This window comes from Candidatus Pseudomonas phytovorans (genome assembly GCA_029202525.1).
In the GTDB taxonomy this organism is placed as follows: domain Bacteria; phylum Pseudomonadota; class Gammaproteobacteria; order Pseudomonadales; family Pseudomonadaceae; genus Aquipseudomonas; species Aquipseudomonas phytovorans.
In genome coordinates this window covers 3287870-3310284 of the sequence record CP119325.1, presented here as the reverse complement: position 1 = coordinate 3310284, position 22415 = coordinate 3287870, and the positions used below count along the sequence as shown (strand labels likewise).

18 protein-coding genes are annotated in these 22415 nt (G+C 63.7%); 7 read left to right on the top strand and 11 right to left on the bottom strand.

Going from position 1 to position 22415, the window contains the following annotated elements; all coding sequences use genetic code 11:
- Positions 1–53: 53 nt before the first annotated feature.
- Positions 54–959 (bottom strand): LysR family transcriptional regulator, encoded by a 906-nt coding sequence (locus tag P0Y58_14785; GenBank protein ID WEK28175.1) that lies wholly within the window; start codon positions 957–959, stop codon positions 54–56.
- A 347-nt stretch (positions 960–1306) separates the two neighbouring features.
- Here P0Y58_14785 and P0Y58_14780 point away from each other — a divergent pair, with 347 nt between their 5' ends.
- The 3 genes from P0Y58_14780 (at position 1307) to P0Y58_14770 (ending at position 6781) form a co-directional block, all read left to right on the top strand.
- Complete coding sequence (locus tag P0Y58_14780) at positions 1307–3724, top strand: glucose/quinate/shikimate family membrane-bound PQQ-dependent dehydrogenase (protein WEK28174.1); 2418 nt, start codon at positions 1307–1309, stop codon at positions 3722–3724.
- Positions 3725–3832: 108 nt separating this feature from the next.
- The gene (locus P0Y58_14775) at positions 3833–5101 is read left to right on the top strand and encodes a carbohydrate porin (GenBank protein ID WEK28173.1); all 1269 of its coding nucleotides are present in this window, start codon (positions 3833–3835) and stop codon (positions 5099–5101) included.
- 177 nt (positions 5102–5278) lie between these two features.
- The gene (locus P0Y58_14770) at positions 5279–6781 is read left to right on the top strand and encodes an amino acid permease (GenBank protein WEK28172.1); all 1503 of its coding nucleotides are present in this window, start codon (positions 5279–5281) and stop codon (positions 6779–6781) included.
- Between the two features lie 114 nt (positions 6782–6895).
- On the opposite strand, the gene argE is transcribed toward P0Y58_14770, so the two are convergent.
- Both argE and P0Y58_14760 read right to left on the bottom strand, forming a co-directional pair.
- Entirely contained in the window at positions 6896–8056 is a 1161-nt protein-coding gene (gene argE / locus P0Y58_14765; GenBank protein ID WEK28171.1) for an acetylornithine deacetylase, read from the bottom strand.
- On the bottom strand, positions 8049–8726 hold the full coding sequence (locus tag P0Y58_14760) for a DUF1028 domain-containing protein (GenBank protein ID WEK28170.1): 678 nt from the start codon (positions 8724–8726) through the stop codon (positions 8049–8051). Before P0Y58_14760 ends, argE begins: the two co-directional genes overlap by 8 nt.
- 327 nt (positions 8727–9053) lie before the next feature.
- Between P0Y58_14760 and P0Y58_14755 the strand changes: the two genes are divergently transcribed.
- Positions 9054–10373, top strand: coding sequence for an NAD(P)/FAD-dependent oxidoreductase (locus P0Y58_14755; GenBank protein WEK28169.1), 1320 nt, complete (start codon positions 9054–9056; stop codon positions 10371–10373).
- Positions 10373–10789 carry a RidA family protein gene (locus tag P0Y58_14750; protein WEK28168.1) on the top strand — a complete coding sequence of 139 codons (417 nt, stop codon included), beginning with the start codon at positions 10373–10375 and terminating at the stop codon, positions 10787–10789. The genes P0Y58_14755 and P0Y58_14750 overlap by 1 nt, the downstream gene beginning before the upstream one ends.
- Here P0Y58_14750 and P0Y58_14745 read toward each other — a convergent pair.
- Genes P0Y58_14745 through P0Y58_14730 form a run of 4 tightly spaced genes read right to left on the bottom strand, consistent with a single transcriptional unit; the run spans position 10780 to position 14562 of the window.
- Positions 10780–11610 (bottom strand): TIM barrel protein, encoded by an 831-nt coding sequence (locus tag P0Y58_14745; GenBank protein ID WEK28167.1) that lies wholly within the window; start codon positions 11608–11610, stop codon positions 10780–10782. The genes P0Y58_14750 and P0Y58_14745 overlap by 10 nt on opposite strands.
- On the bottom strand, positions 11607–12347 hold the full coding sequence (locus P0Y58_14740) for an SDR family NAD(P)-dependent oxidoreductase (GenBank protein ID WEK28166.1): 741 nt from the start codon (positions 12345–12347) through the stop codon (positions 11607–11609). Before P0Y58_14740 ends, P0Y58_14745 begins: the two co-directional genes overlap by 4 nt.
- Positions 12344–13693: an MFS transporter gene (locus P0Y58_14735; protein ID WEK28165.1), complete on the bottom strand. Its 1350-nt coding sequence runs from the start codon at positions 13691–13693 to the stop codon at positions 12344–12346. Before P0Y58_14735 ends, P0Y58_14740 begins: the two co-directional genes overlap by 4 nt.
- Before the next feature lie 41 nt (positions 13694–13734).
- A complete protein-coding gene (locus tag P0Y58_14730; protein ID WEK28164.1) occupies positions 13735–14562 on the bottom strand; it encodes an amidohydrolase family protein in 828 nt (275 codons plus the stop codon).
- Between the two features lie 147 nt (positions 14563–14709).
- On the opposite strand from P0Y58_14730, the gene P0Y58_14725 reads away from it, so the two are divergent.
- Positions 14710–15648, top strand: a complete 939-nt coding sequence (locus P0Y58_14725) for a LysR family transcriptional regulator (GenBank protein WEK28163.1) — start codon at positions 14710–14712, stop codon at positions 15646–15648.
- A 161-nt stretch (positions 15649–15809) separates the two neighbouring features.
- On the opposite strand, the gene P0Y58_14720 is transcribed toward P0Y58_14725, so the two are convergent.
- The 4 genes from P0Y58_14720 to pgm form a co-directional block, all read right to left on the bottom strand.
- Positions 15810–18215, bottom strand: a complete 2406-nt coding sequence (locus P0Y58_14720) for a TonB-dependent receptor (GenBank protein WEK28162.1) — start codon at positions 18213–18215, stop codon at positions 15810–15812.
- A gap of 66 nt (positions 18216–18281) precedes the next feature.
- Positions 18282–19226, bottom strand: a complete 945-nt coding sequence (locus P0Y58_14715) for a FecR domain-containing protein (GenBank protein WEK28161.1) — start codon at positions 19224–19226, stop codon at positions 18282–18284.
- Positions 19223–19735: a sigma-70 family RNA polymerase sigma factor gene (locus tag P0Y58_14710; GenBank protein ID WEK28160.1), complete on the bottom strand. Its 513-nt coding sequence runs from the start codon at positions 19733–19735 to the stop codon at positions 19223–19225. Before P0Y58_14710 ends, P0Y58_14715 begins: the two co-directional genes overlap by 4 nt.
- A 78-nt stretch (positions 19736–19813) precedes the next feature.
- On the bottom strand, positions 19814–21451 hold the full coding sequence (pgm, locus tag P0Y58_14705) for a phosphoglucomutase (alpha-D-glucose-1,6-bisphosphate-dependent) (protein ID WEK28159.1): 1638 nt from the start codon (positions 21449–21451) through the stop codon (positions 19814–19816).
- A 167-nt stretch (positions 21452–21618) separates the two neighbouring features.
- Between pgm and P0Y58_14700 the strand changes: the two genes are divergently transcribed.
- Positions 21619–22266, top strand: a complete 648-nt coding sequence (locus P0Y58_14700; GenBank protein ID WEK28158.1) for a DUF1345 domain-containing protein — start codon at positions 21619–21621, stop codon at positions 22264–22266.
- Positions 22267–22415 lie beyond the last annotated feature (149 nt).

Genomic DNA, 22415 nt, shown 5'->3' with positions numbered 1-22415 from the left:
TCGTTGGCGAGAATCCAGGGATGGCGCAATGCGGCTTTGCGCACTGCGCAACGCTAAGCGCCGTGCTTCAGCAAATTTTCGCAAAAGTCTATAAAGGCATTCACCCGCCGCGAACCGCGGTGGTTGGGCAGGTACAAGGCGTTAATGCTGTCATTGGCCGTGCCGGGGCTGGCTCGCCAGTCGGGGAACACCCGAAGCAGGCGCCCGGCCAGCACGTCCTCGCGCACCAGCCAGTCGGCGAGCAGCGCAATGCCGCTGCCCGCGAGTGCAGTTTCACGCAACATGTCGGCATTGGCGCTGCGCAAAGGCCCGCTTACATCCAGTTCCAGGCTGTCCTGGCCACGCACCAGGCGCCAGGGTCGTGCTTTTTGCCCATAGCGAAAGCGCAGGCAGGCGTGCTCCAGCAACTGCCGAGGATGCTGCAACGTATCCCGCTCGGCCAGGTACGCCGGGCTGGCCACCAACCAACGCTCGAAGCGGCCAAGTTGGCGGCACACCAGTTCGTCATTGGGCGAAGGGTCGCCCAGGCGGATCGACAGGTCATAACGCCCGTCCAGCAGGTCATCCAGCCGGTCACTGAGGTCGATATCCAGTTCCAGTGCCGGGTGCTGCGCCAGAAAGGGCCCCAGGTACGGAGCGATGACCCGCCTGCCGAACTCCACCGGCAGGCACAGCCGCAAGACACCGACAGGTTCCTCGCCGCGGTCGGCAACGCTGGCATCGGCTTCGTCCAGCGCCTCGAAAATGCCCCGGGCGCGCTCATAGTAACGGGCGCCGGCTTCGGTCAGGCTGACCTGGCGCGTCGAGCGGTTGAGCAACGTGGCACCCAACGCTGTTTCCAGGGCATCGACCAGGCGGGTTACCGACGATGTCGCCAGCCCAAGCCTGCGCGCAGCGGCGGAAAAGCCTTGGGCATCGACAGTGGTCACGAACATCTTCATCGCCAGGAGTTTGTCCATTTGCTGTCCGCCCACCAAATCTCGGAAAGTTCTTACAAACAGCCGGGCGGGTCAAGCAGCGCGCTGGCTGCCCTGCCCCCTTGCGACGACACCGGCGCCGAACGTGTCGTTGAACTGCTCAGCCGCACCGGCGTGCGTGTGCATACTCGACCAAAGTATCAACGCATATTGCATACCCCACCTGAACACGCCGTTTAATGCTTTTTTCGATACCTGATCTAGACTTTTAGCCACACCATCGCACGTTCAGCCCTGCGACAATCAGCCTCATAAAATTATGTACCAACTTGTTAATTAGCAAGCTAAGGGCTTAGACTGCGCGCATTCCACCTGCTGAGATCCCTGGCATGAACGAAACACCGCGCGCTCCTGGCGCCACAAACATCATTCTGATTGGCCTGGGCGTGATCATCGCCCTGCTCGGCCTCCTCCTGGCTGCTGGCGGCATCAAGCTGGCCGGCCTGGGCGGCTCCCTGTACTTCCTGATCGGCGGCCTGGCCATGGCCATCGCCGGTATTCTCATCGCCCGTCGCAAAAAGGCCGGCGCCTGGCTGTACGCGGCGTTTCTGATCGGTACCGCAGTCTGGGCGCTGATCGATACTGGCCTGGTATTCTGGCCGCTGTTCTCACGCCTGTTCATGTTTGCCGCGATCGGCATGGTGGTGGCGCTGGTTTACCCGCTGCTGGCCCGTGCCAATGGCGCCAGCGCTGGCCGTGGTGCCTACGGCGTTGCCGGGGTGATGGCCGTGGCACTGGTGATCGCCGCCGGCAACATGTTCGTTGCCCACCCGAGCGTCGCCCCAACCGGCAAAGGCCCGGGCATGACCCCGGTCGAAGCCGGCAAAGAGCAGAAAGACTGGGCCCACTACGGCAACACCGAAGGTGGCAGCCGCTTCGCCGCGCTGGACCAGATCAACCGCGACAACGTCAACAAGCTGAAAGTGGCCTGGACCTACCACACCGGTGATGTGGCCATCAGCGACGGCAACGGTGCCGAGGACCAGCTGACCCCGTTGCAGATCGGCAACAAGGTGTTCATCTGCACCCCGCACAACAACCTGATCGCCCTTGATGCCGACACCGGCAAAGAGCTGTGGAAGAACGAAATCAACGCCCAGTCCAAGGTCTGGCAGCGTTGCCGTGGCATGGCCTACTTCGACGCCTCTGCCGCCATCGCCCAGCCGACCCAGCCGAACAGCTCGCCAATCGCTGGCGGTAGCGTGCCTGCAGGAGCCAACTGCCAGCGTCGCCTGCTGACCAACACCATCGATGGCCGCCTGATTGCCGTCGACGCCGACAACGGCGAGTTCTGCCAGGGCTTCGGCACCAACGGCCAGGTCAACCTGATGGCCGGCCTGGGCAATGTGCCAGACTCTTTCTACCAGCTGTCCTCCGCGCCGCTGATGGCCGGTACCACCGTGGTGGTCGGCGGCCGTGTTGCCGACAACGTCCAGACCGACATGCCAGGCGGCGTGATCCGTGGCTTCGACGTGATCACCGGTGAAATGCGCTGGGCCTTCGACCCGGGCAACCCGGAAGATCGCCAGGCACCGCAGGGTGACAGCACCTACGTGCGCAGCACCCCGAACAGCTGGGCACCGATGTCTTACGACCCGGCGATGAACACCCTGTTCCTGCCAATGGGCTCGTCGTCCACCGATATCTACGGCGTGGAACGCAACAAGCTGGACCACACCTACGGCGCTTCGGTGCTGGCCCTGGACGCCACCACCGGCAACCAGAAGTGGGTTTACCAGACCGTTCACAACGACCTGTGGGACTTCGACCTGCCGATGCAGCCAAGCCTGATCGACTTCACCAAGGACGACGGCCAGTCGGTACCTGCGGTGGTGATCGGCACCAAGGCCGGGCAGATCTACGTGCTCGACCGCGCCACCGGCAAGCCGCTGACCCAGGTCGACGAAGTACCGGTCAAGCCAAGCAACATCCCGAACGAGCCGTACTCCCCAACCCAGCCGAAGTCGGTGGGCATGCCGCAGATCGGCGCGCAAACCCTGACCGAGTCGGACATGTGGGGCGCCACCCCGTATGACCAACTGCTGTGCCGCATCGACTTCAAGAAAATGCGCTACGACGGCCTGTACACCGCACCGGGCACCGACCTGTCGCTGAGCTTCCCGGGTTCGCTGGGTGGCATGAACTGGGGCAGCATTTCCACCGACCCGGTCCATGGCTTCATCTTCGTCAACGACATGCGCCTGGGCCTGTGGATCCAGATGATTCCGTCGCAGAACAAAGGCGGTGCATCTTCCGGTGGCGAAGCGCTGAACACCGGCATGGGCGCAGTACCGCTCAAGGGCACCCCGTATGCGGTGAACAAGAACCGTTTCTTGTCGGTAGCCGGCATCCCGTGCCAGGCACCACCGTTCGGCACCCTGACCGCCATCGACATGAAGACCCGCCAGGTCGCCTGGCAAGTACCGGTGGGCACCGTTGAAGACACCGGCCCGCTAGGTATCCGCATGCACCTGCCGATCAAGATCGGCCTGCCAACCCTGGGCGGCACCCTGTCGACCCAAGGCGGCCTGGTGTTCATCGCCGGCACCCAGGACTTCTACCTGCGCGCCTACGACAGCAGCAACGGCAGCGAAATCTGGAAGGCCCGCCTGCCAGTGGGCAGCCAGGGCGGCCCGATGACCTACGTTTCGCCGAAGACCGGCAAGCAGTACGTAGTCATTACCGCTGGCGGCGCCCGCCAATCGACTGACCGTGGCGACTACGTGATTTCTTACGCGCTGCCGTAAGACCGCGTCGCCTGCTTCGCGGACACGCCCGCTCCCACCAGGACCGCACTGCCGGTTGTGGGAGCGGGCGTTCCCGCGAATGGCCCCAATACAATTCGAGACAGAGCAATGCCATCCGTAATTCGCATCACCCCTACCCTGCTGTTGGCCCTGGCCAGCACCACCGCCCTGGCCGACGGCGACCTGCTGACCCGCAATACCCTCACCGGTGACTGGGGCGGCCTGCGCCACCAGCTGGAAGAAGACGGCGTCAAGATCTCCGGCGACTACAGCGGTGAAACCGCCTACAACGCCCATGGCGGCCTGCACCGCTCGGCGCGTTACTCGCAGAACGTCAAGCTGGGTGTGCAGTTCGACCTGTCGAAACTGTACGGCCTGGACAACGGTGGCAAGGTCCAGCTGACCATCAACGACCGCCGCGGTAATAGCGCCTCGGAAGACTTGGTAGGCAACCGCCTGCCCATCCAGGAAAACTTCGGTGGCCTGTACACCCGCCTGACCGAGCTGAGCTACGAGCGCACCCTGTTCACCCCGGCGCTCAACGTCAAGCTGGGCTACATGGCCATGGGTAACGACCTGGGTGGCCTGGACAGTGGCATCCTGTGCAACTTCATGAACGCCGGTTTCTGCGGCCACCCGCTGAACATGTCCGGTGGCAGCGGCTGGACCAACTACCCCAACGCCCACCTGGGCGTGCGGGTGAAGTACGACCTGTCGCCTGCCTGGCAATTGCGCGTGGCGGCGTTCAACGTCGACCCCGAGAGCAACGGCAATTCCAGCCGCGCCTGGCACCTGGGGCCAAAGCACACCACTGGTACCGTGGTACCGGTGGAACTGGTGTACAAGCTGCAGGGTGAACTGCCGGGCGAGTACAAGCTGGGCTACTACTACGACAGCTCCGATGTGAAACGCATCGGCAGCGATGATGAAGTATCCGGCCGTGGCGGCCATTACCTGCTGATCGACCAGGCCGTCTGGAACGACCCAGGCTCGCCAGGCCGCAGCCTGCACGCCTTTGGCCAGTATTCGGCATCCAGCAAGGCCGCTTCGCCGTTCACCAAGTGGTATGGCACCGGCGTGGTGCTGTACAAGCCGTTTGAAGGCCGCCCGAAGGATACCGTGGCGCTGGGTTACGGCCGTGCCGTGCCCAACCCGCGTAGCCGCGATGTAATGGAAGATGCCGCGTTCAACGCTGGCCAGCAGTTCCCGGATATCGACAGCGCCGAGCAGTTGATCGAGCTGAGCTATGGCTACCAGGCCACGCCGTGGCTGAACCTGCGCCCGGATGTGCAATACATCATCGAGCCGGGTGCGTTCTCCGGGAAGGACATCGACAACGCGCTGGTGGTTGGCCTGCAGGTCAAGGCTACCTTCTAAATTGCCGGGGCCGCGTTGCGGCCCATTCGCGGGCTCGCCCGCTCCCACAGGGACGGTGCAGCACTCAAGGACTGCGCCGTCCCTGTGGGAGCGCCGCCATTGAAAGAACGCTGCAACTGGCACACCCCCTTTCCCCGGTCTTTACTCAACCCTTCACTGCAAGGGAGCGCAAAGCCAATGAGCAGCGCAACGGAAGGCAAACTCAACGTCTGGTCGCTCACCGCCCTGGTGGTAGGCTCCATGGTCGGCGCCGGCATCTTCTCCCTGCCCGCCACATTCGGCCGCGCCACCGGTGGCCTCGGTGCAATCATCGCATGGTGTATCGCCGGCCTTGGCATGCTGATGCTGGCTTTCGTGTTCCAGACCCTCGCCCGCCGCCGCCCGGACCTGGACTCGGGTATCTACGCCTACGCGAGCGCCGGTTTTGGCAGCTACCTGGGCTTTGCCTCGGCCTTCGGCTTCTGGGCCGGCACCTGCATCGGCAACGTGTCGTATTTCATCCTGATCAAGTCGACACTCGGCGCATTCTTCCCGGTGTTCGGCGAGGGCAACACAGTAGCGGCCATTGCCGTGTCGTCAGTGCTGCTGTGGGCCTTCCACTTTCTGGTACTGCGCGGCGTACAACAGGCGGCGGTGATCAACAGCATCGCCACCGTGGCGAAGATGATCCCGATTCTGGTGTTCATCGTGGTCATCATCGCCGCCTTCGACAGCGAGCTGTTCAACCAGAACTTCTGGGGCACCGCTGCAATCGGCCCGGTAGTCGACCTGGCACACCTCGACGACTACGGCCGCGTCGGGCATGCCGCCGCCGAGTTGCTGCCACCCGGTGAATCGCTGTTCGAGCAGGTACGCAGCACCATGCTGGTGACCGTGTTCGTGTTCCTGGGCATCGAAGGCGCCAGCGTGTATTCACGCTATGCACGCAACCGCCGCGATGTCGGCATCGCCACGGTGCTTGGTTTTGTCGGCGTGCTGTGCCTGCTGGTGCTGATCACCTTGCTCAGCTATGGCGTGATGCTGCGCCCGGAGCTGGCCGGGCTGCGTCAACCATCCATGGCCGGGGTACTGGAGTCGATTGTCGGGCGCTGGGGGGCGATCTTCATCAGCATCGGCCTGATCATCTCGGTACTCGGGGCTTACCTCTCATGGACCCTGCTGGCGGCAGAAGTGCTGTATTCGGCCGCCCATGACCAGGCCATGCCGGCCTTTCTTACCCGGCAGAACCCGCAACAGGTGCCCTCGGCGGCGCTATGGCTGACCACCTTGTTCGTGCAGTTGTTCCTGCTGCTGACATGGTTCACCGAGTATGCCTTTACCCTGGCGCTGGAGCTGACCAGTTCGTTGACCTTGATCCCGTACCTGATGGTGGCGGCTTATGCGCTGAAGCTGGCGGTACGCCGGGAGACCTATGAAAACGACACAGCCGAACGCGGCAAGGACCTGCTGGTAGCCCTGCTTGCAACCGCCTATGCGGTGCTGATGGTTTGGGCGGGCGGGATGAAGTACCTGCTGCTGTCGGCGGTGATCTATGGGCCGGGGACGGTGCTGTACATCATGGCGCGGATGGAGCAGCAGCGGCAGGTGTTCAACGGGTTCGAGCGGGCGGTTTTTGCGGTGGTGGTGCTGGGGGCAGTGATTGCCGTTTATGGGTTGGTCACTGGATCAATCGAAATCTGATGTTCACGCTGATGGCCTCTTCACGGGCTCGCCCGTTCCCACAGGGATCCCACTGGTCTCAAGGACCGCGCAGTACCTGTGGGAGCGGGCAAGCCCGCGAAGAAGCCAACCCGATCAATCCTGCTTAAGGTAATCCACCAGCCTGAGCAGCATGGCATCACAGCCCTGCAACTGTTCGACACTGACAAATTCATCCGGCTTGTGGCCTTGGTCCATGCTGCCAGGTCCACACACTACGGTCGGAATGCCCGCCTGGTCGAACAGCCCGCCTTCGGTACCAAACGCCACCGTGCCGAATTCATCCGAGCCACTGAGCAACGCCACCAGCCGCGCAGCTTCGCTGTCCTCCGGTGTGGCCAGCCCAGGGTAGGCACTCAGCGCTTCCAGGCGAATGTCACTGTCGGCGTGGACCTTGCGCATGCGCGGCAGCAACTCCGCTTCAGCATACGTCTGTAACTGGTCGGCCACCGCCTGTGCTTCAAACCCCGGCAAGGCGCGCACTTCGAAATCGAACTCGCACTCGGCCGGCACGATGTTCAACGCCCTGCCCCCTTTGATCACCCCGGTCTGCACCGTGGAGAATGGCGGGTCGAAGCGCTCGTCATGATGCTCCGGCAAGGCCAGGGCATCGCCGATATCGCCCAGCTTGCCGATCAGCTTCGCCGCGTACTCGATGGCATTCACGCCATACGGTGCATACGCCGAGTGGCAAGCTGCACCGTGCACCTGGCAGCGCATCGCCAGCTTGCCCTTGTGCCCCAGCACCGGTTTCAGTTCGGTGGGTTCGCCAATCAGGCACAGCCTTGGTTTGTACGGGCGCTGCTCCAGCGCCGCGAGCATCGAGCGCACGCCCAGGCAACCGACCTCTTCGTCGTAGGAGAACGCCAGGTGCACCGGCATGCGCAGCGGCTGGGCGAGGAACGCGGGCACAGCTGCCAGCACCGACGCGATGAAGCCTTTCATATCAGCTGTGCCACGCCCATAAAGGCGGCCATCGCGTTCGCTGAGCGCAAACGGCTCGACCGTCCAGGCCTGGCCGTCCACCGGCACCACATCGGTATGCCCGGACAGCACTACACCACCCACATCCTTGGGACCGATGGTGGCAAACAGGTTGGCCTTGGTGCCCTCCGGGTTATGGAACAGCTCGCACTCTACCCCCAGATCGGCCAGATAATCGCGGATGAAGCCGATCAGGGCCAAGTTGGAGTCGCGGCTGACCGTGGCAAAGCCGATCAGCCGCGCCAGCAGCGTGCGGCTGGCAAATTCACTCATCGCCCGGCACCCCGTAGGTTGGCGCGGCGGTCGGGTTGAGGGCGCGGGTAACGTAATCCTGCATCTGCGGGCGGTACGCTTGCCACAGGCCGTCGAGCACACCGATCGGATCGGTTTCGGCCCAGTCCACCCGCAAGTCCACCAGTGGCCAGGTCAGCTCGCCAGCAATCTTCAACGCCGCCGAGTGCACCGGCCCGGCTTCGCCACCTGCGGCCATCGCCGCGTGCATGGCCGCCAGCAAACGGTCAGCCAGGTGCCCGCCGGCCTGTTCGAAGGCCGCGACCATCGCTTCGATCACCTGGGTCGAAGACAACAGGTTACCCGCCGCCGCACATTGCTCACCGGCCACGGCGTTGTGCGTGCCCAATGCCTCGCGACCGGTGAACAGCGCCACCTGGCCGTGGCTGTCGATTACCGTGACCTGGCGGTACTCGCTCCAGCCATTGGCGCTCAGCACCCGGTCCAGCACAGCAGCGGGCGGCAACTGGCCCTGCTCCAGGGCATCAAGAATCTGTGGTCCCAGCGCCGGCAAGGTGATGTTCTGCGTGGAAACAGCGCCGACACCCGCACGCACCCAAGGGCAGCGGGCGCCCACGGCGATGCTCGACGAACTGATGGCGATGCCGACCTGGCCGGTTTCCTGGCAGCGGCCGATGATGGAGAAGGTCATGGTAAAGCTCCTGTTGTCCTGTGCGATGCAGGCCATTCTGGGCGCAACCTTCTACCCCACGAAACCAACATTTTCCGAGGGGTTAAGCAGGAAAATACTGTGCTGTGGCTGAGATCGCGCGGCGCATCGCGAGCAAGCTCGCTCCTACGTTTGTTTCGGGCCAGTTTCTCCTGTGCAGGCCCAAAGAATTCGGGGCCTTCGCGTTTTTATCGGCAAGCACCAGCTAAATACTATTTTCGCCATTTGTGCAGCATCCCTAGTCTGGCTCCAGGCAACGGCGGTCCTCCAAACCGACCTTACAAAAACCGCCTGAACAAGGGCTCGGACATGACACTGAACAACCTCGAAATCGACACGCTCGTCGTCGGCGCCGGCCAGGCCGGCGTGGCCATCAGCGAACACCTGAACAAGCTTGGCGTGCCGCACCTGGTGCTGGAGCGCAACCGCATCGCCGAGGCCTGGCGCTCAGGCCGCTGGGACTCGCTGGTGGCCAACGGCCCGGTCTGGCACGACCGCTTCCCGGGCCTGGAATTCAACCTCGACGCCGACGCCTTCGCAGGCAAAGAACAGGTGGCCGACTACTTCGAGCAGTACGTACGCAAGTACAACCTGCCAGTACGCACCGGCATCGAAGTGAAGCGCGTGGTGCGCAACAGCGATCGGCCTGGCTTCACCATCGAAACCAACGAAGGGGTTATTCGCGCCAATCGTGTAGTCGCTGCTACCGGCCCGTTCCAGAAGCCGGTGATCCCGGCCATCGCGCCTAAAGACAGTAACCTGCACCAGATCCACTCCGCCGCCTACTTCAACCCTGAGCAGTTGCCCGAAGGCGCGGTGCTGGTGGTGGGGGCCGGTTCTTCCGGGGTGCAGATCGCCGAAGAACTGATGCGCGCAGGCCGCCAGGTGTACCTGTCGGTCGGTGCCCACGACCGCCCGCCACGGGCCTACCGCAACCGCGACTTCTGCTGGTGGCTGGGTGTGCTGGGTGAATGGGACGCAGAAATCGCCAAGCCCAGCCGCGAGCACGTGACCATCGCCGTCAGCGGCGCCCGCGGTGGCCACACCGTAGACTTCCGTGCCCTTGCCCACCAAGGCATGACCCTGGTCGGCCTGACCCAGTCGTTCGAGAACGGCGTGGCGCGCTTCCAGGACAACTTGGTCGAGAACATCAACCGCGGCGACGAAAACTACCTGGCCCTGCTGGACGCCGCCGATGCCTACATCGAAAGCAACGGCCTGGACCTGCCGGAAGAACCCGAAGCCCGCACACGCCTGGCCGACCCGGCCTGCATGAGCAACCCGCTGCGTGAGCTGGACCTGGCCAAGGCCGGCATCACCAGCATCATCTGGGCCACCGGTTACGGCGTGGACTTCAGCTGGCTGCAGGTGGACACCTTCGATGCCAACGGCAAGCCCCAGCACCAGCGCGGCGTGGCCCGCGAACCTGGCGTGTACTTCCTTGGCCTGCCGTGGCTGTCGCGCCGTGGTTCTTCTTTCATCTGGGGCGTATGGCACGACGCCAAGCACGTCGCCGGCCACATCGCCACGCAACGCACCTACCTGGCCTACCGCGACCGCGAGCAGCGCGAAGCGGATGAGCAGCAAGCCAACACGATCAGCAACGTCAGCACCCTCGGAGCCCACTGATGCCTACCCATACTCGCATCCGCATGTTCAACACCAAGGTCACCTACCCCAACCAGACCCTGGACAACGACCTGTGCCAGGCTGTACGGGCCGGTAATACCATTTATGTACGCGGCCAGGTCGGTACCGACTTCGAAGGCAAGCTGGTGGGCCTGGGTGACCCTCAGGCACAGGCCGAACAGGCGATGAAGAACGTCAAGCAGTTGCTTGAAGAAGCCGGCTCGGACCTGTCGCACATCGTCAAGACCACCACCTACATCACCGACCCGCGCTTCCGCGAGCCGGTGTACAAGGAAGTGGGCAAGTGGCTGAAGGGTGTGTTCCCGATCTCCACCGGGCTGGTGGTGGCCGGGTTGGCCCAGGCCGAGTGGCTGATGGAGATCGACGTGATCGCCGTGGTACCGGATCAGGAGTGACCGGCAACCTGCGCAGCGGGCGGCACCGGTCGCCTGCCATGCAGCCAGGCATGGGTTACCTGCGCCGCCGCTTGCAGCCGCTGTTCAGCAGGCAAGCCGGCAGACGGTACTTCCACGCTGATGTCCATGTCCCCCGGCAATGCCGCCAGCAATGCTGCCAGCGGCAGCTGCCCTTGCCCCGGCAGCAAACGGCCCTCGCGCGCCTCCGGGATGATCAGCGCCTCAGCGGGCGCCAACATCGGTGCATCACACAGTTGCACCGCACGCAGCCAACGCGGGTCGACTGCCGCGATGTCGGACACTTGGCCACCGGAGCGGAACAGGTGCAAGGCATCGATCAGCACACCACCGTTGCCCTGCCCCGCCCCGGCCACCACCGCGCAAGCCTGTTGCAAAGTCGCCACCGGCCGCCAGCGCATGAACTCCAGGTCAACGCGCAGGCCATGGCCACGCGCCATTTCACACAGCACTGCGAAGTTGCCGGTCAACCGCGCAACATCTTCATCGTCGCCGGACACTGTCAAGCTCTGCGCGCCCAGCTCGGCACCTGCGGCCAACAGCGCCTGGTAGTCCGCAACCCGGGTGTGCGCCGTCAGCGACACAAACTCGATGTCCGTCACACGCACGCCTTCACCTGCCAGCACGCCCCGCAGCTCGCGCATCGACTGGCTACCGGCCGCAACCGGGTAGGCCAGCGCACCCGCCATCACCGGGTGCAGGCGCAGCCCCACCGCACTGAACCCGGCGCGGCGTGCCTCGCGTACCAGCCTTGCCGGCGCCAGCGCCAGCGCCGTCAGGTGCGCCACGCCCAGGCCATTCAATAGGTCGCCCTCCCGCCACTGAGGTCGAACACAAAGCCGGTGGTAAAGCTGCATTCGGGCCCGGCAATCCAGCTGACCATGTTGGCGATCTCCTCGGCCTTGAGGAAGCGCCCCATCGGGATCTTGGCCTTGCTCGCGGCAATATGCTCCGCCGTCATCTCGGCCATCAGCGGCGTCTCGACCATGGCCGGTGCCACGCAGTTGAGCAGCACACCGTCCTGCGCGAGCTCCTTGGCTGCTGCCTTGGTGAAGGCGATGACCCCGGCTTTGGCGGCCGAATAGGCCGAGATGTACTGCACGCCATCCTTACCGGCCATGGAGGCGATGTTGACGATGCGCCCGTAGCCGTTTTCACGCATGTGCGGGATGACGGTGCGGCAGCAATAGAACACTCCGTTCAGGTCGATGGCGATGACCTTGTCCCAGGCCTCTGGCGGGTAATCCCACGAGGCCACCACCGGGCCGTTGATGCCGGCATTGTTGACCAGAATCTGTACCTGCCCCAGGCGCGCCAATGTCTCGGCAAAAGCCGCCTCCACCGAGGCCAGCGACGACACATCGACCGCCTGGCGCAGCACTGGCTCAAAGCCGTTTTCCATACTGTTCCAACCATCGACAGCGAGGTCCCAGATAACTACCTGGGCGCCGGCGGTATGCAGGCGCTGGGCGATCGCCAGGCCGATGCCACGCATGCCACCGGTCACGATCGCGGTCTGGCCTTGCAGGTACTGGCTCATTGTTTAGCTCCATTTTCGACAGAAGGAATTTCCGGCAAGCGACGCAGGTCGCTGACCATGAACAGGTAGCACAGCGCCCCCAACACAGTGATCGACGACACGAACACCAAGGCCCAGACGAACGAGCCGGTCAGCGAAACAATGATGCCGATGGTCAGGGGGGTAACGATGCCCGCCGCGTTGGCAAACAGGTTGAACAGGCCCCCACTGAGGCCCAGCAAACCTTTGGGGGCGATGTCGGACACGATCATCCAGGCCAGCGCCGACATGCCCTGGGCGAAATAGGCGATGCACAGGATGGTGATGACCAGCGCATCTGACTCGACGTAGTTGGCCAGCACGATCACCGAGGCAGTCAGCAGCCCGGCGATAACCGGCAGCTTGCGCGCAACGTTCAGCGAGTAGCCACGGCGCAGCAAGGCGTCAGACAGCCAGCCACCGACCAGGGTGCCCAGCGAAGCGGCAATGAACGGCAGCACCGCCACCCAGCCAACCTTGAGCCAGGGCATATGCCGCTCGGTCACCAGGTAGGTGGGGAACCAGGTCAGGAAGAACACGTTGGTGGAGTTGCAGGCGAACTGCCCGAGGCAGATGCCCAGCATGTTGCGGTGCTTGAGCAGCGCCGGGATCTGCGACCAGCGGAACACCGTTGCTTTCTGCCCACCATCGACCACCCCGCCGCCAGCAGCGATGTAGTCGAGCTCGGCCTGGTTGGCCGTGGTCGACTCGTGCGGCTCGTGGTATTTGCGCCACCACACCAGGCCATAGAGGATGCCCATCAGGCCTACGGCCATCAGCAGGAAGCGCCAGCCGTAGGCATGCAACACCCAGAACAGCAGCGGTGTGAGGAACGCCAGCCCGGTGTATTCGGCAAAGGTGTAGATACCCGTCGCTCTTGCCCGCTCACTCTGCGGGAACCAGGTAGCCACCACCCGGCTGTTGGTAGGGAAGCACGGTGCCTCGGTCACCCCAACCAGAAAGCGCATGCCCAGCAACGACAGGAAGCCCTGCGCCAGCCCTTGCAGGCCGGTGAACAGCGACCACAGCGTCAGCGCCAGCCAATAGGTGAGCTTGGTGCCCAGCCGGTCGATAAGAATGCCACCCGGGATCTGCGCTGCTGCGTAGGTCCACGAGAAGGCAGAAAAGATCACCCCCATCATCGCCGCGTTCAGGCCCAGGTCGGCACTGATGCTGGGCGCGGCAATGCCCATCACGCTGCGGTCGAGGTAATTGATCATGGTGCCACCCGAAATCAGCGCCAGGATCATGAAGCGGGTGCGGGTGCGTTGCTGCGCGCGTGCCGGGGTGTCGAACACCCCGACGCTGGCGTTCTGTTCTGTGTTCATGACGGTTGCTCTCTTGTTATTGGAATGGCAAAAACGAGGTTCTAGGCGAACCCGAACAGACGTCGGGGGGTGTCCCACATCACCGTGTGGCGTAGCCGGGCATCCGGCATCAACCGCTCGGCCAGTTTCAGCAGTGGGCCGTAGTCCACACGCGAGCGCTGGCGAATGAACGGCCAGTCCGAGCCCCACACACAGGCCTGGGCACCAAACGCTTCAAGCAGGGCATGGACGTAGGCACGGCTCTGCTCCAGCAACGCATCGGCCGCAGCGAACTTCTGCATGCCTGACAACTTGACGCTGGCGCGGCCACTGTCTGCCAGTTGCAACAACGCCTGGAAGCCAGGCTGCTGCACGCCAGCCGCCACGTCCGGCCGGCCGCAATGGTCGATCAGCAGGCGTGCACGCGAGCCCTGAAGCAGGCTGCGCAGTTCAAGCAACTGGTCTTCGCATACCTGCACCTGGGCGAACAGGTCGAGCTCGGCGAGCTTGCCGAACAACCGGCCAACGTCCTTGAGGCTGGCCACCCCGTACAGCGCGGGGTTGAAGGCGATACCGACCACCCCCTGCGCCTGCAGTGCGGCGAGCGCATCAAGGTGTATATCCGCCTCGACCACCGCCACACCCTTGAACCGCCCCTGCCCGGTGGCCAGGGCATGCAGCAGGCAGCGGTTGTCGGTGTGGTAGCCGCTGTTGGGGCCCACCAGCAAGGCATGCTGTACACCGTAGGTGTCCATTACCCGGCTGAACTGTTCCTGGGTGGCGACTTCCTGGCCGGAGGGCGCATAGGGCGCGTCGGGGTGGTAAGGGAAACGGGCAGGGTCAAACAAATGGTTATGGCAATCGATCTTCGGTTCGTCAAAGATGTTCACGCAGCACTCCCGACAAGCGCCACTGCGCTTGCCTTCAGATCTTGTTATTGTGCGCCGCAAGGGCGATTTGGCTGGGTTCAAGATACTGCGTGGCCGTGTTTGACGCTCATATCCAGATGGCAAAGACCATAACCGAAGGTAATACACATGCAGCTTGGCAATGAAGGCGCAGACGCAAGCCCCATGGTGTTCAAACTGCGCCACATGGAAGTGTTCCGCGCGGTGATGCTGACCGGCTCGATCAGCGCGGCGGCCAAGCTGCTGTATGTATCGCAGCCAGCCGTCAGCAAGTTGATCCAGTACATCGAAGGGCGTTTGAGCTACCGCCTGTTCGAGCGCATCAACAACCGCCTGGTGCCTACGGCCGAGGCGCAGGTGCTGTTCCGTGAAGTCGAGCGGGTGTATCAGGCGGCGCTGGAGGTCAACGAATGCGCCCTGTCACTGGGCGCAGGCGGCCACCGCAAGTTGCGCATCTCGTGCAGCGCTTCGCTGTCGACGGTGGTCATCCCGATTGCCCTGGCCCAGCTCAAGCGGGAGGCACCGTCGCTGAACATCGAATGGCAAACCTCGCTGATGGGCGAAATGCCCAACCAGATCCTGTCGAAAAAGGTCGACCTGTCGATTGCCGCCCTGCCGGTGGTGCACGACCACTTGCATTCGCAGGCCTTCATGCGTGGGCGCATGGTGGTGGTGATGCCACCGGACCACGCTTTGGCCGGGCACACCTCGCTGACGTTGCGGCAACTGGAAGGCCATGCCCTGCTGTTGTTCAGGCCCGACATGCCGTTTGGCAAGCTGCTGGCCGGGCACATCGAGCGGCACGGCGTGCAGTTGGTGTCACTGTTGTCGTTTACCAATGCCAACGAGGCTGTGGCATTGGTCAAGCAGGGCATGGGCATCAGCGTGATCGACGAGTTCGTGGCGCAAGACAGCGGCCTGGCGGTGGTGCCGCTGGCGGACGAGATTCACTTCGACATCAGCTTTGTCTATTCGCGCTTCGAGCCGCCGTCGCATGCGGCGATGCATTTGATGCGGGTGTTGCAAGCCCAGGCGCAGAAGCTGGGCCGGGCGATTGCGCCAACCTGATCGTCTACAAGAGCGACTGTCTTGCACGCGCCCCTGTGGGAGCGGGCATGCCCGCGAACACCGGCGGAGCCGGTGCCATCCACCGAGTCGCCTGATTCGCGGCGGTTCGACGCATCGACACGCCCGCTCCCACAGAGTATGCAAAAGGCTTGCGGGACGGCTTAGAAACCCACGGTTGCCGAGAGCAGATAGGTACGTGGCGTGGAAAGGGTCAACCCCGGCTCACTGTCATCCGAAGCCCCCGCCGAGCTCCAGTAGCGGTCATCCAGCACGTTCTCGACACTGGCCCGCAAGGTCACCTCGGTGGCATCCACCTTGAACGCATAACGCGCCCCCACGTCATAGCGCTCCCAGCCATCGATCTGCTTGCTGTTGTTCTGGTCCAGGTACTGCGAGCTGGAGTGAATGCCCCGCGCCGTCAGGGTCAGGCCATTCCCCCCCGGCACGTCCCATTCGGCGCCAAGGTTGACGTTGTACTCTGGCGTGGCCGGTGCACGGTTGCCATCAAAAGCGCCACCGACGGTATCGGTCAGTTCGCTGTCGATATACATCACCCCGCCCAGCACTCGCACCCCTTGCACGGGTTCACCGAACACGCTCAGCTCGATACCGCGGTTATCCCGCTTGCCATTGGGGCCGAACACCCGCGAGGTCGTGTTGGTCTCGTACGCGGGCTGGCGAATGCGGAAGGCGCTGGCGGTGAAGGCCACCTGGCCGAAGTCGTACTTTGCCCCCACCTCGACCTGACGGCTGGTGAACGGCGGGAAGATCTGGTCTTCGTTGATCGAGGTCGACGGCGCGATCTTGCCCTGGCTCAGGCCCTCCATGTAGTTGGCGTACAACGATAGCTGGTCGGTGACCTTGAGCAACACGCCGCCAGAAGGCGAGACCTTTTCTTCGTCGTAGGCAGTGTCTCCCTTGACCCCGTCGCTCCAGTCATCCACTTGCACCCGCTGCCAGCGCGCGCCCAATGTCAGCAGCAGGCGGTCGTCGAAAAAGCCGAGCGTGTCGGCCAGCGCCACACCGGAGAAGCGGTTTTCGGTGTAGACCTCGGGGTCGATACGGGTTGGCGTGCCCGGCGTCGGCGTGGCTACCGGGTTGTACAGGTTGCTCGGCGCCGAAGCATAGCGCGCACCGCCGTTGGTGAAGTCCATGTAGAAGTAGCTGGCGGCCAGGTTCAGCTCATGGCTGACCGGCCCGGTATGGAACCAGTTGCGCAAGCCGGCCATGGCCGTACGCACCGATTCATCCCGGGTGAAGTCGCGCGGCTGCACGGTAAAATCACCAGCGTCGTTGGTGATCGAGACATTGTGCCGCAGGAAGTCATGGTTGCTCTTGCGCGCGCCAACCGCACCATAAGCCAGCAGTGACTCGCTGATATCGTACTCGGCATGCAGCGCGCCGAAGGTGTCGTTGGTGCGCGCCTTGCTCCAGGCCTGGGCGTAGTTGCGACGTACATCGTTGGCATCCGGCACCTTGGCGTTGGCACCCACCAGCACACGCTCCTGGGGCGCATCGGTATCACGTTCGGTATGGCCCAGGTCCGCCGACAGCCGCAGGCGCTCGCCACGAAAATCCAGGCCCAGCACCGCCATTTCGCGGTCGACACGCTGGTGGTCCCATTCGGTATCGCCCGACTGCTTCACACCGTTGAAGCGCACGCCAAACTGCTGGCCTTCGCCAAAGCGCCGGCCAACGTCCACCGCGCCGCCTGCCTGACCAGCCGACGCATAGCTGCCGGTGAACTCGGTGATCGGCTTGTCGCCGGCCCGCTTGGGCTGCACGTTGATCCCGCCGCCCACGCTGCCACGCGGCGAAATACCATTGATCAACTGGCTGGGGCCTTTGATGATATCGACCCGGTCGGCCATTTCCATGTCGATCGAGTAGGTCGGCAGGATGCCGTACAGGCCGTTGTACGCAACGTCACTGTTGAACAGGCTGAAGCCGCGGATGGTGAACTGTTCGAAACGCCCACCTGCCGGGTTGGTGGCACGCACCGAGGGGTCGCTGGCGATGAGTTCGCCCAAGGTTCGCGCTTGCTGGTTCTTCACCGCCTCGCTGGTGTAGCTGGTGATGCTGAACGGGGTTTCCATGAAATCGCGCGACCCCAGCAGCCCCTGTGCACCCTGGCGTGCCACCTGCCCACCCGCATACGGCTGGGTTTCGTTACCTGCGGCCAGGCCACCAACGATGCTGGTCGGGGCGATTTCCAGCGCGCTACCCGCCTGGGTTACAGGCACCAGCGTGAAGGCCCCCTCGCCCACTGGCAGCAACTGCAAACCACTGCCGCGCAGCAGCTGGGTGAACCCTTCATCGACACTGTAAGTGCCAGACAGGCCATTGCTTTGCCGGCCTTTCACCAATGCCGGGTCCAGTGAGAGGCTGACGCCGGCCTGGTCGGCAAAACGGGTCAACGCAGCGCCCAGGCTGGCCGGCGCTACCTGATAGGCACGCCTGGCCGGTTCATCAGCCCAGGCCGGAGCCGACAACAACAGGCTCATGGCGAACAACGGACGCGCTGCACGCACCAATGGGCGCAGGCGACAAGACTTTACTGCAGACATAGAACAAGGCTCCCCTTTATTTTCTCCTACCGGTAATGACCGGCGAGTAAAAAAAAGGGGACAGCCTCATGCACGATTTTCTCGCGCAGTCAGACTTACCCAATAACGCGTGCGCGTCTGCACCTGCAGCGGCAGGCTGGCGGCGAGCAAGGCCAGCAGCCGGTCGCTGTCGTCGAGGCGGAAAGTACCGGTAACCCGCAGGTTTTCCAGTTCCGGCGCCCATCGCAGCACGCCGGGGCGGTACCTGCGCAGCTCATGCAGCAGTTCGCCCAAGGGGCGGTCATCCAGCCGCAACACACCCTCGCGCCAGCCCAGCGGCCACTGCTCAAAACCTGTGACAGGGCCAACGCCATCAGCTTGCAGGCTGGCCTGCTGGCCCGCCTGCAGCATCAATGCCGCGCCGCGCACCGGCTGCAAGCGGGCCGCGCCGCTGACCACCGTCACCCGGCAGGCCTGCTCGATCAGGCGCGCACATACTTCGCCGGCATTGAGTGCCACCTGGCCATAAGGCACCTGCAAGGTCAGGCTCAGGCTATCGGGCACCTTGACCGCCACCTCACCCCGCAGCAATGTCAGGCGGCGTGCTGCAAGGTCGATATCGACCGCACTGTCGGTGTTCAACTGCACGAATGTGCCATCGCTCAGCAATACCTGCCGGCGCTCCCCTACCGACGTGCGCAGGTCGGCTGTCCAGGCGTCCAGCGGTAATTCACGCCTCACCAACCAGGCCGCCGGCAGCAGTGCCGCCACGCCCAGGGCCTGTTTGAGAAACACCCGCCGGCCGGTATCAGGGCGGTCCAGAGTGGCCATGGCCAACGCCCCGGGCAACCCGGCAAAACGCTCGCGCAGCAAGGATGCCTTCTGCCAGGCGTCTTCGTGCAGGCTGCTGCTGGCCCGCCACTGGGCCAGGCGCAGCAAGTCGGTCTCGCTGGCGTCGCCAGCATCCAGCAACGCCAGCCAGCGAGCGGCAGCACGCACCGCTTCGCGGATTTCGGGGGAGTGGGTGGTCATTGCAACTCTGCCAGCAGGCAATGTTCGTAAGCCTGCGCCATGTAGCGTTTGACAGATCGCTCACAAACGCCCAGGCGCTTGCCGATCTCGGCGTAGCCCAGGCCTTCGAGCTGGCTCCAGAGAAAGGCCTTGCGCACCGGCGCTTTCAGGCCGTCCAGCAATTCGTCCAGCGCTTGCAGGGTTTCCAGCAATACCCAGCGCTGCTCAGGCGACGGCACGTGCTGCGCGGGCAGATGCACCAGGGCATCAAGATAGGCCTGCTCCAGGCTGCGCCGCTGGTGGAAATTACTCAGCAGCCGCTTGCCTACGGTCAACAGGTAGGCACGTGGCTCGCGAATGTCTGCCAATGGCTGGGCACTGGTCAGTACCCGCAGGAAAGTGTCCTGGCTGAGGTCGGCGGCATCCCAGGCATTGCCCAGGCGCCGACGTAGCCAGGTTTCGAGCCAGCCGCGATGCTCCCGGTACAGGGCTGGCAGGCTAGGCTCCGGTGGCGGCGCGGCGTCGATCATGGGAATGGCCCTGCGGCAGCGTAAATAGGATTAATTCTAATTTACGTTGCGCCGCAGCACCAAGCGGTTTGTTACCGGTCAGGCAATCGCCGCATCCACAAGCACCTGCGCTTCCTGCACCAGGCGCTGCAGGTGCGCCTCGTCGATGAAGCTTTCGGCGTAGATCTTGTAGATGTCTTCGGTGCCCGACGGGCGTGCGGCGAACCAACCGTTGGCGGTCATCACCTTCAACCCGCCAATCGCCTGGCCATTGCCCGGGGCGTGGCTGAGGATCTGCACGATCGGCTCACCGGCCAGTTCGGTCGACTTCACCTGCTCCGGCGCCAGCTTGCTCAGCAACGCCTTCTGCCGCACATCGGCCTTGGCCTCGACACGGGTGGCGAACGGCTTGCCCAGTGCTTCGGTCAGGTCGGCGTAGGCCTGGCTCGGGTTGCGCCCGGTGCGGGCGGTCATCTCGGCGGCCAGCAAGGCCGGGATCAGCCCGTCCTTGTCGGTGGCCCAGACCGAGCCATCGCGGCGCAGGAACGACGCACCGGCACTTTCTTCGCCGCCAAAACCAAGCGAGCCGTCGAACAGCCCTTGGGCGAAGAATTTGAAGCCCACCGGTACTTCGTACAGCTCACGGCCCAAGCGCTGGGTGACACGATCGATCAGGCCGCTGGAGACCACGGTCTTGCCCACGGCGGCGTCGCTGCGCCATTGCGGGCGGTGGCGGTACAGGTAGTCGATGGCCACGGCCAGGTAGTTGTTCGGCGCCAGCAGGCCGTCCGAGGTGACGATGCCGTGGCGGTCGTGGTCCGGGTCGCAGGCGAACGCCACATCGAAGCGCTCGCGCAGGCCGATAAGGCCCTGCATGGCGTACGGCGATGACGGGTCCATGCGGATCTGGCCGTCCCAGTCGACGGTCATGAAGCGGAAGGTCGGGTCCACCTCAGTGTTAACCACTTCCAGGTCCAGCTTGTAATGCTCGGCAATCGCCGACCAGTAACGCACCCCTGCCCCACCCAGCGGGTCGACACCCAGGCGCAGCTTGGCGCTGCGGATAACGTCGAAGTCGATGACGTTTTCCAGGTCGGCCACATAGTTGCTCACATAGTCATGGCGCTGGGTGGTCGGTGCCTGCAAGGCCTGGGCATGGTCCATGCGTTTGACGCCCGCCAGGTTCGCTGCCAGCAGCTCGTTGGCCTTGGCCTCGACCCACTTGGTCACGTCGCTGTCGGCAGGGCCGCCGTTGGGTGGGTTGTACTTGAAGCCACCGCTCTGCGGCGGGTTGTGCGACGGGGTGATGACCACACCGTCAGCCAGGCCCTGCGTGCGGCCACGGTTGTAGCAGAGGATGGCGTGGGACACAGCCGGTGTGGGCGTGTACTCGTCGTCCTTGGACAGCATGACCTGCACACCGTTGGCGGCCAGCACTTCCAGGGCGCTGGCAGTGGCCGGGGCCGACAGCGCGTGGGTGTCGGCACCAATGAACAGCGGGCCATCGATGCCCTTTTCCTGGCGGTACAGGCAGATGGCCTGGGTGATGGCCAGCACATGGTACTCGTTGAAGCTCAACTCAAGCGACGTGCCCCGGTGACCGGAGGTGCCGAAAGCCACCCGCTGGGCCGCCACGGCAGCGTCGGGGCGGCCGGTGTAGTAGGCGGTGAGCAGTCGGGGAATATCGACCAGCACGCTGGCCGGAGCCGGCTTGCCTGCCAAAGGACTGAGCGTCATGCAAAAACCTCGAGTTCAACAGATGTTGGTGTTGGAACGTGCAGTGTACTGAGAGTTGCAATGCCGTGCGATGGGAGGCAACAAAGAAAGAACAAGCACCGCGCATGCCGCTCATCCAGCGTATGAAGGTCTAGAGTAGAGGCCATACCCATCGAAACAGAGGCCTCATGGCTTTCCACCGCCTGACCCGTACCCACCCTCGCCTGAGCTTCGCTGCCGCAGTCGGCCTTGTCGGCGCCTGGCTGATCCCCGCCGATGACACCGTGCAGCATATCCTCGCCGGCTGGAACCTTGGCGTGTGGCTGTACCTGTTATTGGTGCTGTACCTGACCTGGAATGCCAGCCCGGAAAAAGTCCGCAAGGTCGCCCGCGTCGAAGACGAAAACGCAGGCATCGTCCTGCTTACCGTGTGCATCGCCGCCATCGCCAGCCTTGCTGCGGTCACCCTGCAACTGGTTTCCAGCAAAGGCCTGCAGGGCACGGCACTGGCCCTGCACTACCTCTACACCGGCCTGACCGTGGCCGGTTCCTGGCTGCTGATCGGCTGCATCTTCAGCCTGCATTACGCCCGCCTGTTCTACACCGGCCAGAATCATGAACCACCGTTGCGCTTCGCCGACGGCGAACGCAACCCGGACTATTGGGACTTCCACTACTTCTCGTTCACCATCAGCGTGGCGGTGCAAACTTCTGACATTGGCGTCGCCGGCAGGCAACTGCGGCGGGTAGTGCTGGCGCACTCGCTGGTGGGCTTTGTGTTCAATACGGCGATCCTGGGATTCACCATCAACATCGCAGCCGGGCTGCTGGGATGAGCCCGCCGCTCGTCCGATAAGTGCCTCGCCGACGACACGTGAAATCTACCGGATTGAAGCAGCTAACGGGGGCGATCGTGCGAGGTAAACGTTTGCCTGAAGGCAGCTGCCGCATGGGTATGATGACCAGGATGTGACCGTTATCATGG